Consider the following 13,501-nt stretch of genomic DNA (forward strand, 5'->3'; position numbering starts at 1 on the left):
TTCGGGTTTTCTATTCGATCGTATGCTCAATTTCCGCTGGATAATTCGTGCCTTCTGTTGGCGTCATCCACACTTCAAGCGTGTAGGTGCCAGGTTCGAGATTGGCTTCCGGAACTTGGATCTCGTATTGAAGCTCTTCGCCTTGTCGCAGGATTTCCTCGCCGAGTGCCTGGGTATACATGCTGACAGACGACATGCGGAACACTTCGTTGCCTTGTTCATCAGTCAATGTGAAATCATAACGCTGCCCGCTCGTGAAGTTGAAAGTCACAGCTTCTTGTGTATCGTTTTTGACGCTGTAGCGGTAAGTCCCATTGTCGGTTTCTTCTATGGTCGATGTCACTTCACCTTCGATGATTTCATCCCCTGACTCCGGATCTTCCGGCAGATTGTCGCTTTCGGTGCCGCATGCTGCGAGCATCAAAGCGGCCATGATTGCCATTAGCCAGCCGATTGCGGCCTTTCGCTTCATCGGGTTCGCCCCCTTTTTTGTCTATAGAGTAGACCGCAAGAGGTCATAAAAAGTTACAGAAACGAATGCATTGTGCTGTTCTCAGGCCCTCTTGCTGCCCTATACTAGCACTATACCCTGAAGGAGGGCGTTGTAATGCCCGGATTATTCAATGATTTCCGTGAAGCGCTGTTTGCAAAGATGAAATGCCTCGGCATGAGCACATTCACAGTCGCCAAGTACATGGCGATGGGATTGGTGCCGCTGTATATCATCTATTTGATGATGAATTAATTGACACACTGGGGGCTCTGAAAAGAGTCTTTTTCATTTCCAATTATTGGAATATTGACTATATTTTCAGAATATTATAATATTGAAGAACTACCGATCAGGCAGAAGGGGAGATTCATGTACAAACAAAGGAGGAATGGGAATGAACATCACAACATCATTGACGATGAATGCAACGCGGCAACCCAATTTACTGGCATTGAACTTTGAAGGGAAATCCTATACGTATCAAGAATTGAACGCGGAAGTGAATCGTTTGGCGAACGGCTTGGTGCGGGAAGGGATCTCAAAAGGCGATAAAGTGGCACTGTTCATGAAGAATTCGGATGCATATGTGATTGCGTTTTTTGCTGCGTTGAAAGCAGGCGGCGTCGTGGTTCCGGTCAATTACAGGCTGAATGCAGAGGAAGCCGGCTATCTATTTGGCCAGTCCGATGCAGTCTATGTGTTTTGCGATAATGAATTCGAAAGCTTAGTGGCCGAAGCGAAGGAATTGGACGACCTGCTGCATCAGGTGGTCGTCTATCCGAAAGCGCAAGTTGAAGCCCATCTCAGTTGGGACGAAGCACTGGACAATGACCGCTCGGAGCCGAAAGTCGAGATCTTGCCGGAAGACGATGCAGAAATCCTCTATACGTCGGGCACGACCGGCCCGCCAAAGGGAGCGCTTTTCGACCATCAGCGAATCGTCAATGTCAGCACTTCGTTCATTCTCGGAACGGGCGTCAACCACGATGACCGCTTGCTTCATGCGGCGCCGTTTTTCCATCCTTCCCAACTTAATCTATTTCTCGTGACCGGGGTTATGCTCGGCATCCCACAAACCATTCTCCGTGAATTCGCGACGAGAGATGTAGTGGACGCAATCCACCAGGACGGCTGTAGCGTATTTTTTGGGATGCCGGATATGTACCATGCGTTGATGGAAGCACCTGAGATCGCAAATTATAATCTGGGCACAATCCGCAAATGCATGTACGGGACCGACCCGATGCCCAATGGCCTTGTCGCGCGGGCTATGAAATTCTTCGGCCACGAACAATTTTACAATTTGTGCTTCCTCACTGAAGGGGGTCCGGGAGGCGTCTATTTGCTGCCAAGCGAGCATGCCCATAAAGAAGGAGCGGGCGGCAAATCGATGTACATGACCCATGTGCGTGTGGTCGATGAGGAAATGAATGACGTCGCGCCTGGCCAAGTCGGGGAATTCATCATGCGCGGCGAGACGATCATGAAATCGTATTACAATATGCCGGAAGAAACCGAAGAAGCGTTCCGGGACGGCTGGCTGTTGACGGGGGATCTTGCGACGATCGATGAAGACGGCTATATTACGCTTGTCGACCGTAAATCCGACCGCATCATTTCAGCAGGAAATAATATCTATTCCATCGAAATCGAACAAGTGTTGAATCGCCATCCGCAAGTCCAGGAGGCGGCGACCGTCGGCATTCCGGAAGAAGAATGGGGCGAAATCGTCGGTGTCGTCATCGTCCCGAAAGACGGGGCGCCGATCGATGAAGTCGCGCTCTCCGAATACTTGCTTGAGCATTTGCCGCAGCATAAAGCGCCGAAAAAATTCAGGTTCGCGGACGAATTGCCGCGCAATGCTTCAGGCAAGATTTTGAAATACCAATTGCGCGAACTGCATATCAGCGAATATACATGGTTCCGCCATACGTTTATCGAACGCTGAAAAATGGCGCCCTGATGCTCCGGGGCGCCATTTCTCTGTGTTATGATGGAACAGGATTTGAATAGAACATGGCAGGAGGATTTTTCATATGGACAATAACGATATTTTGATCCGGCTGCGCTATGCGCTGGACTTGAAAAATAGCGATGTAAAAGAAATTTTCGCACTCGGCGGCGAGAAAGTGGATGCTCTCGATGTGCCATTGATTTTAACGAAAACGCCGGAACCCGACGATGAAGGGGCAGAAGCCAATATCCCATTGGCAAACGACCAATTGGAGCGCTTCTTAAACGGGCTGATTACTTTCAACCGCGGACCGAAACCCGGCGACTCCGGCCCGCCCGAAGTAAGCGGTGAGCACGTTAACAACCTGGTCTTGAAAAAGCTTCGCATCGCGCTGGAATTGACGAGCGAAGACTTGCTCGATTTATGGAAGCTGGCCGGGATCAACGTGTCCAAAGGCGAACTCGGCGCCTTTCTCCGGAAAGAAGGCCATAAAAACTACAAGGAACTGGGCGACCAGCTCATGCGCAATCTCCTCAAAGGCATCACGCTCAATTATCGTCCATAACGAAAAGCCGCAGCACCCGATTTGGGATGCTGCGGCTTTTTTGCTTGGCGCTTATTCGCCGCCGCTCGTATAGCGATTGTCGCCCATCGTGTAGTTGGCACTATCGCCGGGCTTGGCGTCGGGATGGGTCAGCTTGTCATAATAGGCAGAAGCTCTGCGCCGGCGGTCGACGATAAAGCCAAGGCCCACCACAATAGCGATCGGAACCAGAAAATATAACATGCAATTCCTCCTTTTTAGTAGGTGTTCGCAAATGAAACAAGTAAAAATAATTAAATAAGTATGCGAGCAGATATCTTCATTGATGACTCCATCACCAAGCAGCCGCCTCCCGCTTAGGGCATGCCTCCCGCAATGAGTCAAGAAAAACACTTGTCTCATTGCTCCGGCTCGCCCTTGTGCGCGGTTCGGCTAATAGATCTCGTTTATGCTTTTGAGTGATGAAGCATCTTTTTCTCATGTAAATCCGCTGGTGGATGATGCTTATTTAGGCATGAGAGTGAGATAGATTGTTCATTGGTGATTTCATCATGAAGCAGGCGCCTCCCGCTTTGGGCTGGCCTCCCGCAATGAGCCAAGAAGAACACTTGTCTCATTGCTTCGGCTCGCCCGTGAGCGCGGTTCGGCTTTTACATTTTATTGGATTTTTTTAGTGATGAAGCATCTCTTTTTCTTATGTTCATCCGCTGGTGGATGTTGCTTATTTAGATATAGCAATTATAAAGATGTTATAACTTTCACCTTTCATCTTGGAAGGATATATAAAATTATTGACGCAAATTCCAATGGAAGAAAACATGTCTTCCTCACTAAAACTAGAGATGGAGCGGAAAGGGGCCGACGCCTGAGGGACCGCGCGGGCTGGCGAGACAAATGTACCGCGCTCTTTGCGGTACATTGGCTCAACACCCGCCCCTCGGCAAGCGTGCCCCTTGGAGCGTAATCTCCACCACACACATCTCCACAAAATTAAAAGTCTTGATTTAATCCATAAGAAAAAAAGCGCACCACAAAGGGAGCGCTTTTTTTATATCACGTAATGGATGCTTCATAGATTTCTTTGATGGACTTCTCGAGCATCGTGTTGAACTCTTCATCCGACTGGTCAGCGCTCAAACCTTCTGACAGGGCGCGTGAGAAGCTGGCAATCAAGCCTTTGTTTTCAGCAAGCTTCTGGTTCGCCTGCTCGCGCGGATATCCGCCGGACAATGCCACAACCCGTACGACACGAGGGTGGTCGATCAATTCTTTATAGAAATTCGCCAGCGTCGGGATCGTCAATTTCAACATGACGTACTCGTCGTCGCTAAGCTTATCAAGATGGCTGAGGATTTCATCATTCAGCATGGCCTCGATGCGTTCTTTGTCTGCGCTGTTGATGTCGACTTCTGGCTCGATGATCGGCACAAGTCCTGCGGCGATGACTTCTTTCGCCACTTCGAATTGCTGGTCGACGACTTGCTTGATGCCTTCCGCATTCGGTTCTTTGATGACGGAGCGCATCTTCGTGCCGAAGACATTGCGTTCAACCGCACGTTTCAACAGCTCGTTCAAATTCGGGTTCGGCTTCATCAATTGAACGCCGTTCTGTTCGTCTGCCAAGCCTTTATCGATTTTAAGGAAGGGAACGACACCTTTCGCGTCCCATAGATAATTACTTGTGTATTTGCCGTATACTTCGCGGTCCATCGTCTGTTCAAATAGGATGGCGCCTAGCACATAATCCGATGAAAATGATGGGGCCGTCATGACGCGCGTTCTCATTTCGTGGATCAGGTCGTACATTTCATCTTCGTTGGAGTAAGCATCTTCATTAACACCATAAAGTTTTAACGCTTTTGGCGTGCTGCCACCGCTTTGGTCGAGTGCAGCGATAAAGCCCTTGCCGTTTTTCATTACTTCAAATTGTTTTGTGTTCATCGTCTCAGCTCCTTAGATTAAGAAATTTTGACTGCATTAATCCTGTTCCCTGCTAAGTGTACCAATAATCGGGTTTTTCATCAAAAAAAGATTTCAGAATTGTCGTGCATGTTAATCTTCAATAGAAACGCCTGGATTTTTGGTTGTTTCAAAGTCGAAGCGGACGCCTGTCATCTGCTCGGCCACGTCCCATAGTTTTTTGGCAAGTGCTTCGTCAACGGCCGTCGGGTGAGGCGTATCCAGTGCGGGATAGCCTTTTCTTCGGCCTTTGCCGGCAGGGCCGATGTATTCACCGCCTGTGAGATCCGGTTCTGTTGCGGCGTGGACGGTAGCGAGCGCTCCCATGTCCGGCGGCTGGAGAAAGCGGTTGGCGAAATCCCTCAGCAACACCGGTGCATCGTATTTGCCGATCTTGAAGATATTAGTGGCAGAAACGCCGGGATGGCAGGCGACGCTGATCGTCTGGATGTGGTGCTTTTTCAGCCGCCGGTCGAGTTCCATCGCAAACAGCATATTGGCGAGCTTGCTTTGGTTGTAGAATTTTTTCGGACGATAGCCTTTCGAGCCGTCAAGATTATCGAAATCGATCGCGCCGCGGTTATGGGCGAGGCTGCCGATCGTGATGACGCGCGAGCCTGAAGTTTTCGCGAGCAGCGGCAGAAGGTGGGCGGTCAACGCAAAATGGCCGAGGTAATTGCTGCCGAACTGCAATTCAAAGCCGTCTTTCGTTTTTCCGTAAGGCGGCATCATGATCCCTGCATTATTGACCAGTAAATCGAGTGAACGGAAATGCTTTTTGTAGCTGTCCGCAAAATGGCGGACGCTGGCGAGATCGGCCAAGTCGAGCTTCAAAACGGCAACCGTCGCTTCCGGATGGTAATCGAGGATCTCCCGTTTGGCGTTTTCGCCTTTGACCAAATCGCGGACTGCCAGCAGAATCGAGAAGCCCCGGCCGGCAAGCATATTGGCGGCTTCCCATCCGATGCCGCTATTGCCGCCAGTGATAATAGCGATTTTATGATGAACATCTTCCAAAAAATCATCTCCCCTTCATTAAAATAAATGCTGCGTCAAGCTTCTTTTTCTATCTAGTTTACCCCATTTGAAAATTGAAACCGCATTCATTTAAGAAAAACCGAAAATCTTGTGAAAAGATCATCAAATTGTCTAAATTTTTACACAACAAAGCCCGCTGATGTGTTAGAGTAATTCAATAATCAAAATGAAGAGGGTGAATCAGATGGCAAAAAACATCACAGAGCTGGAAAGGGAAGTCGTTGCTAAAGAGGTGACCGTGGCCGATATTATGGTCGCCAATCAGGCGCTGAAGGATGTCATCATCCGGACGCCCTTACAGCGCAACGAGATTCTTTCGGCACGCTATGGCTGCAATGTCTTTTTGAAGCGCGAAGACCAGCAAGTGGTCCGGTCGTTCAAATTGCGCGGCGCCTATAATTTCATCCGCAGCATGACCGAATCCGAACGATCCAAAGGCGTCGTCTGCGCGAGCGCCGGCAACCATGCGCAAGGCGTTGCATATTCCTGCAAGGCGCTCGGCATCGAAGGAAAGATCTTCATGCCGCTTACGACACCGAGCCAGAAAGTCTCTCAAGTGAAACGCTTTGGCGGCGAGTATGTAGAAGTCGTCTTAATCGGCGATAGCTTTGATGATGCCTTTGCGGCAGCGATGGAAGTCTGTTCGGAAGAAGGCAAGACCTTCGTCCATCCATTCAATACGGAAGCTGTGATCGCAGGGCAAGGAACAGTCGCAGTCGAAGTGCTCAATGATATGCAGGAACCGGTCGATTATATGTTCTGCGCAATCGGCGGCGGGGGATTGGCATCTGGTGTCGGAACATATTTGAAAGGTGTTTCTCCTGCAACGAAACTGATCGGCGTCGAACCGGAAGGCGCGGCGAGCATGAAAGCTTCCCTTAAGGAAGGACAAGTGACGCGTCTGGATACGATCGATACCTTTGTCGACGGGGCGGCGGTCAAGCAAGTCGGGGATTTATCGATGGCGATCTGCCAAAAAGTGCTGGATGACATCGTGCCGGTCCCAGAAGGCAAAGTATGTACGACCATCCTTGAGCTGTACAACGAAAATGCCATCGTCGCAGAGCCGGCCGGTGCCTTATCGGTAGCGGCACTCGACTTTTACCGGGAAGAGATCCGCGGGAAAAATGTCGTCTGCGTCGTCAGCGGCGGCAATAACGATATCGAACGCATGCAGGAAATCAAAGAAAAATCTTTAATCTATGAAGGCTTGAAGCATTATTTCATCGTGACCTTCCCGCAGCGTGCGGGTGCTCTCCGGAAGTTCATGGGAGACGTGCTTGGTGAACAGGATGACATCACCCACTTCGAGTACACAAAACGAAATAACCGGGAACACGGACCCGTCTTGGTGGGGATCGAATTGAAAGACCCGGCAGATTACGGGCCGCTCGTTGAACGCATGGCGCAAAATGGGTTCCCGTATAAAGACATCAATAACGATTCATTGCTTTTCAATTTGCTGATCTAATTTGATGGCTGTGCTGCCTGCTGCGTTTTTAAGCGGGCGGCGCAGTTTTTTCATTCCCCAGCAAGTAGCGGCTCATTTGATTTGCATAGACTAAAGGAAAGTATATTTTATCAATAATAAACAGAAAGATGATAATAAAATATTAATTTAAATATTCAGTAATTTAGGGTTTACAAGAAATGTGAAATATTGTAGGCTGATACTATCACGTCATCTTATACAAACTATGAATTCCCATTTCGGTTAGCGCTTTATAAGCAAGTGCATCGAGTGAAGTGGATGGCTGCTTTCGGATGCGGCAGAGAACGGGGATTGCCGGTTCTGTGCAACTGGAAACTTAAACTTTGGTTGAATGTGACAGACTATAGTGCTGTGCACAGCGCCGGAAGAATTCTCCTCTGGATAGAGGAGTCTGTTCCGGTGCTTTTTTTAGTACGGAAAAAAGGGAGAGAACGTTATGGAAGAAAGGGGAGAACTTGTTAAGCCGTTGGGGAACGCTTGGCAAGAATCACAATCATCAGTAAAAAGCAGCACCCGAATCGGCAATGGGACTGCAGGAGGGACGATCCGGTTTCTCGGCTACGATAACGACGGTACAGCCATCAATCAAGTGGATGTTTGGATGAGCCACGAAGAGCTGCCTGTTTTTATCCAGGCGCTTGTCACCCACCCAATGCCGCTGCCGATCGACTACCTGCAGACAGCTGAACCCCATGAAAACGGGTTTTGGGTACGGATCCGTTGCCATGAGTCACCGAAAGTATTCGTTTCAAGGCTGAGTTCAGCGATTGGCTGCCTGGAACAGCCAGCGTAAACAATCCAAACCAAGTGGAAGGCGGTAGTTTCAATGGATAGTCGGAGTGACCTGATTAAACTGGGCGATGAAGACATTTACCTGATCCTGTACTTGTGGAAAGTGAAAGGCTATGAAACTAAAGAGTTGGCCCAGCGCTTTCATATCAGCGCTGAGTCTTTGGAGGATTTGCTGTCGGGCCATGTGAGAAGAGATTGCTACAGGGGATTCAACCGGATTGAAAAATATTTGGTGGAAACTTACTGAGCGGTATACTTTTGATGGGAGTGTTCAATATGGGAAACCACAACGAGATGAAAAAAATCAGCGCTGCTTTTGCAGCCAGCTATGAGCGCTTTATTAAAGGGTATCAACAATATAAAATCGAGCGCACCCGGCAGCATCCTGATGGGGAGGTCGAACGCTATGACAACAGCACACGAGTTAAATAGGCTCAGCGATGAGGCCGTCTACAGCATCTTGTATTTCTATCATATTGAAGAATTTCCCGCGGAACACTTAGGCATGAAATATGGCGTCAGCAGTTTGACGATCGAAGGCATTGCTAAAGGCCGGTACCGCCCGAAATGCCACGAGAATTTCATGATCGTCGAAGGCATTTTGGAACGCCGCTTAGTGAAGCGCGCCGAAAGCCAATAAACCGAAATTGTGTATCGAAAAAGCCGGAAGCCCATTCAAATGGGTTTCCGGCTTTTATGATTGTGCTCATTCAGTTACTTTGTCCGTCAAGTATCCGTAGCCTTGCGTTTCCATCTCTTCGAGCGGCACAAAACGCAGTGCTGCACTGTTCATGCAATAGCGTAAACCGCCTGCATCTTCAGGCCCGTCTTCAAAGACATGCCCCAAATGGCTATCGCCAGCACGGCTCCTGATTTCGGTCTGCATGCCGAACAGGGAAAGATCGTCGTGCTCAGTGACGACTGCCGGGTCGATTGGCTTCGTAAAGCTCGGCCAGCCGGTCTTGGAATCGTATTTATCTTTGGAAGAAAAGAGCGGTTCGCCTGTGACAATGTCGACATAGATGCCAGGCTCGTAAAAGCCATCGTATTCATTATCGAACGCAGTCTCCGTTCCGTCTTCCTGTGTGACGCGGTATTGTTCATCCGTCAGCATCTCACGGATTTCTTCTTCATCCGGTTTCGGATAATCAGCCGGATCGATCAATTGCGGAACTTCCTGGTCTTCTAAGCTTGTGAAATCAACATGGCAATAGCCATCTGGATTTTTCTCCAAGTAGTCTTGATGGTAGTTTTCCGCGAGATAATAATTTGTCATCGGCTCGACTTCGGTAACAATCGGCTTATCGTATTTTTTCTGCTCATCGGCAATGGCTTCATCGATTGCCGCCACAGCGGATGGGTCGTCATAGAAAATTGCGGTCCGGTATTGGTTGCCGCGATCATTGCCTTGCTGGTCGACGAGTGTCGGGTCGATGATCAGGAAATAACGGTCGAGCAGCTCCTCGAGCGAAACGCGTTCCGGGTCATAGCGCAAATGGACAGTTTCGGCATAGCCAGTATCGCCTGTCAGCACTTCTTCGTAAGTCGGGTCTTCAATCGTTCCGCCTGCATAGCCGGACGTCACTTCATAGACGCCGTAGATGCGTGCCATATAGGCTTCAACGCCCCAGAAACAGCCACCGGCAAACCAAATGTCTTCCAGGTTTTCGGTATCGAATTCCAGCTCTTCGTTGGGATTATCGGGAAAGCGTGATTCCGAAGAAGAAGAGGAGGCGGTAGTAGAGTCGGTAACTGCTTCGCTTGAACAGCCCGCTAACAGCAATAATAAGAGCAGGGGTAGAAAATATTGTTTCATCAGTGGTTCCGCCTTTCTAGCGAATCGAATTCATCAATTCGAGTATTTCATCATTGGTCACGTGTCCGGTGCGTTGTTCGGTAATTCTCCCAGCGGAGTTGATCCAGGCAGAGCTAGGATAGGCCTCCATTTCAAATTGCCCGAATACCTCTCCTCCATCATCGAGAAGGACGATGAAATCGCCGTCATGGTCGATGGTCGAGAACCAGGCTTTGAACTCATTGGCATTTCGTTCCGCGTATGTTCCGGGGGAGATGATGGTGAGGATCGTGAAGTCTTTATCGCTTTCGGCCAATTCTTCCAGTTCGTTCAATCCGGAAAGGCAAATCGAGCACCAGGATGCCCAAAAGAATAGATAGACTTTTTCGCCTTCGTAGTCTGTGAGGTGGTGAACTGTGCCGTTGAGGTCAGGCAATGCAAAATCAGGTGCCGCGGGGCCGCGGTTTTCCGATAACGCTTCCGAGCAGGAAGTGAAAGTGAGCAGGAGGGCAGCTAACATAAGCAGCCGGAGTGGTAGTTTCATGGTGATCATCCTTCCAGGTGGGGGCAATGAGCAAGAATTTGGCGTTTTCTTGCTGGAATTGCTATCTATTTGAGTTATTCCCCAAATAGAGGCCTTTGAACCACGGAACTGAAAGGACACGGCATACTTATCGGCAAAGTCGGGTAAACTGACGGTAAGTAAAAGTATAGGAGCGGTTAGATGGATAGAGAAACGAAATTATCAGGCTTTGCTTTCATTGTGCTTCTTGTGGGTCTTGGGCTTTCGGCATTGTTCATCATGCTGTTTGCCGAACTGGCGGATGAAATGCTCGATCAGGAATTGGCTGTGTTCGATGCAGTCATCATTCAATTGCTGGGAACGATCAGCAGCAGCTGGATGGATACGGCGATGTTCGTCATTACTGAACTTGGGTCTGTCTGGTTTTTGGTATTGATGTCGCTTGGCGTCTTATGGGTCTTGGGTGTCAAAATGCGCGACAAATGGGGCGTCTTGTTTTATTTAGTGGCTGTCGGCGGCGGTTCACTGTTAACGGTGCTGTTGAAGCACTTCTTTAGCCGGGAGCGGCCAAGCATCAACGAAACGATCGATGCGGTCGGCTATAGTTTCCCGAGCGGCCATTCGATGGGTTCGCTGATTTTCTACGGATTTCTTATTTATTTGGTTATTCGGACCAGACAGGCACCGTGGTTGCAATGGGCATCGGTTTTCGGGCTCAGTGTGCTGATCGTGCTGATCGGCATCAGCCGGATTTACCTTGGCGCGCATTTTCCAAGTGATGTTATCGCAGGCTATATCGCTGGTACCATCTGGCTTGTGTTGAGCCTGGTGGCGCTCGAGTGGATCCAATGGCAGCAGAGAAGCCCGGTGCCGCCGGTTGCTGCTTTGCGCAAAGTCTTGGCGCCGGTTTACCGGGCCGTTATCGATAAATTATAAACAGGTGGCTGCTGGTTTTGCCGGCGGCTTTTTTACTAGCTGAGTATTATTGATGGAGCTGGTGATTCATTCATGCTAAATTCTCTTATCCCACACAGGAGGGCAGGTGAATAACAGATGAATTTCGGGATCCCAATCAGCTTAATGGCAGTGATTGCCATACTGGCAGCCCTTATTGTCATCTTAGTTTTATTCAGTAGACAGCGCAACCGATAGTGACTGAAAAATCAAACAATTTTGTGGCGTTTTTATGAATATGGGCGTATGATTAGAAAAAAGGAGGTGCCCTTGAGATGACCGACATTGTCGGGCTGTTGCCCATGCTCATTTTCGGCGGGATAGCTGTTGTCATCATCGGGATGGTATTCTCATTCAAAAATTGGACACATTAACGGAAAATGTGGAATCGGTTGACAGAAAATCCTGCACAGGGAAGACGGGTGCGGGATTTTCTCATGCCTGAAAAGGAATTTCTGAGTCCTTGCCGAATGAAAAATAAGAAGAAGGAATTCAAGCGGCAAGGCGGGGATTGAATGGATGAAATGAAAACGGGAGCATTGGCCATCGGCGGTGTGGCGGTTATGATGATCCTCCTTGGGCTTTATATGCTGCAAGGCAAAGGAACCTTTTTAATCGCGGGCTATAACACGATGGCGAAAGAAGAAAAAGCGAAATACGATGGCCCGGCGATGGCTCGTTTTATCGGGAAATTGCTATTCGTGTTGGCATTCACCATGCTGTTTTGGCTTGTCGGGATGTTGCTTGAGAAAAGTTGGATGTTTTATATCGGTGTTGCCCTATTTCTTGGATTTACCGGAGCGGCTTTGATTTATATGAATACAGGCGGGCGATTTTTGAAACCGTTGCCTGCCAGAAGGCATGAAAAAAACAAGTGAAACGAGACAACTTCTCGTTTCACTTGTTTTTTTGGCTGATGGAACGTCCGCTCCGGCCGAGCGCATAATAAATGCCGTGCTGCAGGCTCTGCAAAGTTTCGAATTTTGACAGGTCCTGCATGGTCCGTGTAATGATCATGGCAAGTTCTGGTGAGACGCCGACCAGAATTGTCTCAGTGCCGAGCAGGCGTGCGGCTGCTGCCAATTTGTCGATTAATTGCGCTGTGTGCTCCGAAATGTGGCGGTTCAATCCAGTCAGGTCGAGCAGCAAAAATTCTGCCTTATGTCTTGGCAGTTCATTTAATGTGTTGTTGATCAGGTCTTCTGTCCGGTCTTCGTCGTAGCTTCCGATCATCGGCACGACGATGATTCCTTCAAGAACCGGAATGACAGGGGAAGAAAGTTCACGCACCAGTTTACGGAGCATCTCGGTCTTTTCATCGACCATCTCTTCAAGCTGGCGAATTTGTTGGCCTTCTTGACGCCTTGCCAGTTCTCGAATATTTTGTTGAACATTGACGTCCGATGGATAATATTCCACGATGCTATAAGGCTGTTCATCGTTTTGGTAGCGAATGGTGCGGTACCAGAAATTCTGTCCGAATAATCCCGTCAAGACACCAGCATAATGAGAAGGAACAAAAATTCCTTTGGTGCCTTTGCGGTTCAATTGGTTCATTTTAAATTCCCAATCATCCTGTATATGCATCGTGAACGTGTATTGCTCGATGTCCATCTCGACAATTTCCACCTTGCCCCAGCCGGCCGGGGCATACGTATTGGAAATCCATTCAACAACATTGCTGGCATCGATATTCTTCAGTTCCCGGAAGCCTTCTCCAACAACGATTCCTTGCCTGAACCCTGTGGTCTCAAGTACCAGGTCGGTCGCTTCGGTGCCGCTGATTTCCCGGATGGTATCGAAAAAGGTTTCCATAGCAGAAGTCCAGAAAAAGACGACATCGCCGCCGTCAAATAGCACTTCCCCGGTTTCCAAATCCCATTTCAACTCGGCTGCGCCGACTGTGATTTCTTTTTTCATGGCTGTGTCCTCCACTTCATTCTATACGAGCATTGCC

General features: G+C 48.9%; 17 protein-coding genes. 10 read left to right on the forward strand and 7 right to left on the reverse strand.

Going from position 1 to position 13,501, the window contains the following annotated elements; genetic code table 11:
• Positions 1–10 precede the first annotated feature (10 nt).
• A complete protein-coding gene (locus tag AUC31_RS02695) occupies positions 11–472 on the reverse strand; it encodes a BsuPI-related putative proteinase inhibitor (RefSeq protein ID WP_058381491.1) in 462 nt (153 codons plus the stop codon).
• A 135-nt stretch (positions 473–607) separates the two neighbouring features.
• Here AUC31_RS02695 and AUC31_RS17830 point away from each other — a divergent pair, with 135 nt between their 5' ends.
• The 3 genes from AUC31_RS17830 (at position 608) to AUC31_RS02705 (ending at position 3,012) form a co-directional block, all read left to right on the forward strand.
• On the forward strand, positions 608–745 hold the full coding sequence (locus AUC31_RS17830; protein ID WP_167549924.1) for a hypothetical protein: 138 nt from the start codon (positions 608–610) through the stop codon (positions 743–745).
• A 142-nt stretch (positions 746–887) separates the two neighbouring features.
• Positions 888–2,441, forward strand: coding sequence for a class I adenylate-forming enzyme family protein (locus AUC31_RS02700; protein WP_058381490.1), 1,554 nt, complete (start codon positions 888–890; stop codon positions 2,439–2,441).
• A gap of 88 nt (positions 2,442–2,529) precedes the next feature.
• The gene (locus tag AUC31_RS02705) at positions 2,530–3,012 is read left to right on the forward strand and encodes a YehS family protein (RefSeq protein WP_058381489.1); all 483 of its coding nucleotides are present in this window, start codon (positions 2,530–2,532) and stop codon (positions 3,010–3,012) included.
• A gap of 51 nt (positions 3,013–3,063) precedes the next feature.
• On the opposite strand, the gene AUC31_RS17645 is transcribed toward AUC31_RS02705, so the two are convergent.
• The 3 genes from AUC31_RS17645 to AUC31_RS02715 form a co-directional block, all read right to left on the reverse strand.
• Positions 3,064–3,234 carry a hypothetical protein gene (locus AUC31_RS17645; protein WP_157073450.1) on the reverse strand — a complete coding sequence of 57 codons (171 nt, stop codon included), beginning with the start codon at positions 3,232–3,234 and terminating at the stop codon, positions 3,064–3,066.
• Between the two features lie 810 nt (positions 3,235–4,044).
• Entirely contained in the window at positions 4,045–4,932 is an 888-nt protein-coding gene (locus tag AUC31_RS02710) for a fructose bisphosphate aldolase (protein WP_058381488.1), read from the reverse strand.
• 111 nt (positions 4,933–5,043) lie between these two features.
• A complete protein-coding gene (locus AUC31_RS02715) occupies positions 5,044–5,967 on the reverse strand; it encodes an oxidoreductase (protein ID WP_058381487.1) in 924 nt (307 codons plus the stop codon).
• A 205-nt stretch (positions 5,968–6,172) separates the two neighbouring features.
• On the opposite strand from AUC31_RS02715, the gene ilvA reads away from it, so the two are divergent.
• The 5 genes from ilvA to AUC31_RS02735 all read left to right on the forward strand — a co-directional run bounded on the left by ilvA (position 6,173) and on the right by AUC31_RS02735 (position 8,912).
• Positions 6,173–7,459 (forward strand): threonine ammonia-lyase IlvA, encoded by a 1,287-nt coding sequence (gene ilvA, locus AUC31_RS02720; protein WP_058381486.1) that lies wholly within the window; start codon positions 6,173–6,175, stop codon positions 7,457–7,459.
• Between the two features lie 457 nt (positions 7,460–7,916).
• On the forward strand, positions 7,917–8,273 hold the full coding sequence (locus AUC31_RS02725; protein WP_058381485.1) for a hypothetical protein: 357 nt from the start codon (positions 7,917–7,919) through the stop codon (positions 8,271–8,273).
• A gap of 33 nt (positions 8,274–8,306) precedes the next feature.
• Positions 8,307–8,519 (forward strand): hypothetical protein, encoded by a 213-nt coding sequence (locus tag AUC31_RS02730; protein WP_058381484.1) that lies wholly within the window; start codon positions 8,307–8,309, stop codon positions 8,517–8,519.
• A 29-nt stretch (positions 8,520–8,548) separates the two neighbouring features.
• Positions 8,549–8,704 carry a hypothetical protein gene (locus tag AUC31_RS17650; RefSeq protein WP_157073451.1) on the forward strand — a complete coding sequence of 52 codons (156 nt, stop codon included), beginning with the start codon at positions 8,549–8,551 and terminating at the stop codon, positions 8,702–8,704.
• Positions 8,679–8,912 carry a hypothetical protein gene (locus AUC31_RS02735; protein WP_058381483.1) on the forward strand — a complete coding sequence of 78 codons (234 nt, stop codon included), beginning with the start codon at positions 8,679–8,681 and terminating at the stop codon, positions 8,910–8,912. The genes AUC31_RS17650 and AUC31_RS02735 overlap by 26 nt, the downstream gene beginning before the upstream one ends.
• A gap of 66 nt (positions 8,913–8,978) precedes the next feature.
• Here AUC31_RS02735 and msrB read toward each other — a convergent pair whose 3' ends face one another.
• On the reverse strand, positions 8,979–10,088 hold the full coding sequence (gene msrB, locus AUC31_RS02740) for a peptide-methionine (R)-S-oxide reductase MsrB (RefSeq protein WP_058381482.1): 1,110 nt from the start codon (positions 10,086–10,088) through the stop codon (positions 8,979–8,981).
• Positions 10,089–10,104: 16 nt separating this feature from the next.
• Positions 10,105–10,611 (reverse strand): TlpA family protein disulfide reductase, encoded by a 507-nt coding sequence (locus AUC31_RS02745; RefSeq protein WP_058381481.1) that lies wholly within the window; start codon positions 10,609–10,611, stop codon positions 10,105–10,107.
• A 180-nt stretch (positions 10,612–10,791) separates the two neighbouring features.
• Between AUC31_RS02745 and AUC31_RS02750 the strand changes: the two genes are divergently transcribed.
• Complete coding sequence (locus AUC31_RS02750) at positions 10,792–11,526, forward strand: phosphatase PAP2 family protein (RefSeq protein ID WP_058381480.1); 735 nt, start codon at positions 10,792–10,794, stop codon at positions 11,524–11,526.
• Between the two features lie 533 nt (positions 11,527–12,059).
• Positions 12,060–12,422 carry a DUF3784 domain-containing protein gene (locus AUC31_RS02755; RefSeq protein ID WP_058381479.1) on the forward strand — a complete coding sequence of 121 codons (363 nt, stop codon included), beginning with the start codon at positions 12,060–12,062 and terminating at the stop codon, positions 12,420–12,422.
• Positions 12,423–12,441: 19 nt separating this feature from the next.
• Here the strand turns inward: AUC31_RS02755 and AUC31_RS02760 are convergent, their stop codons facing one another.
• Complete coding sequence (locus AUC31_RS02760; RefSeq protein WP_058381478.1) at positions 12,442–13,464, reverse strand: STAS domain-containing protein; 1,023 nt, start codon at positions 13,462–13,464, stop codon at positions 12,442–12,444.
• Positions 13,465–13,501 lie beyond the last annotated feature (37 nt).

This window comes from Planococcus rifietoensis, assembly GCF_001465795.2.
GTDB classification, from domain to species: Bacteria; Bacillota; Bacilli; order Bacillales_A; family Planococcaceae; genus Planococcus; species Planococcus rifietoensis.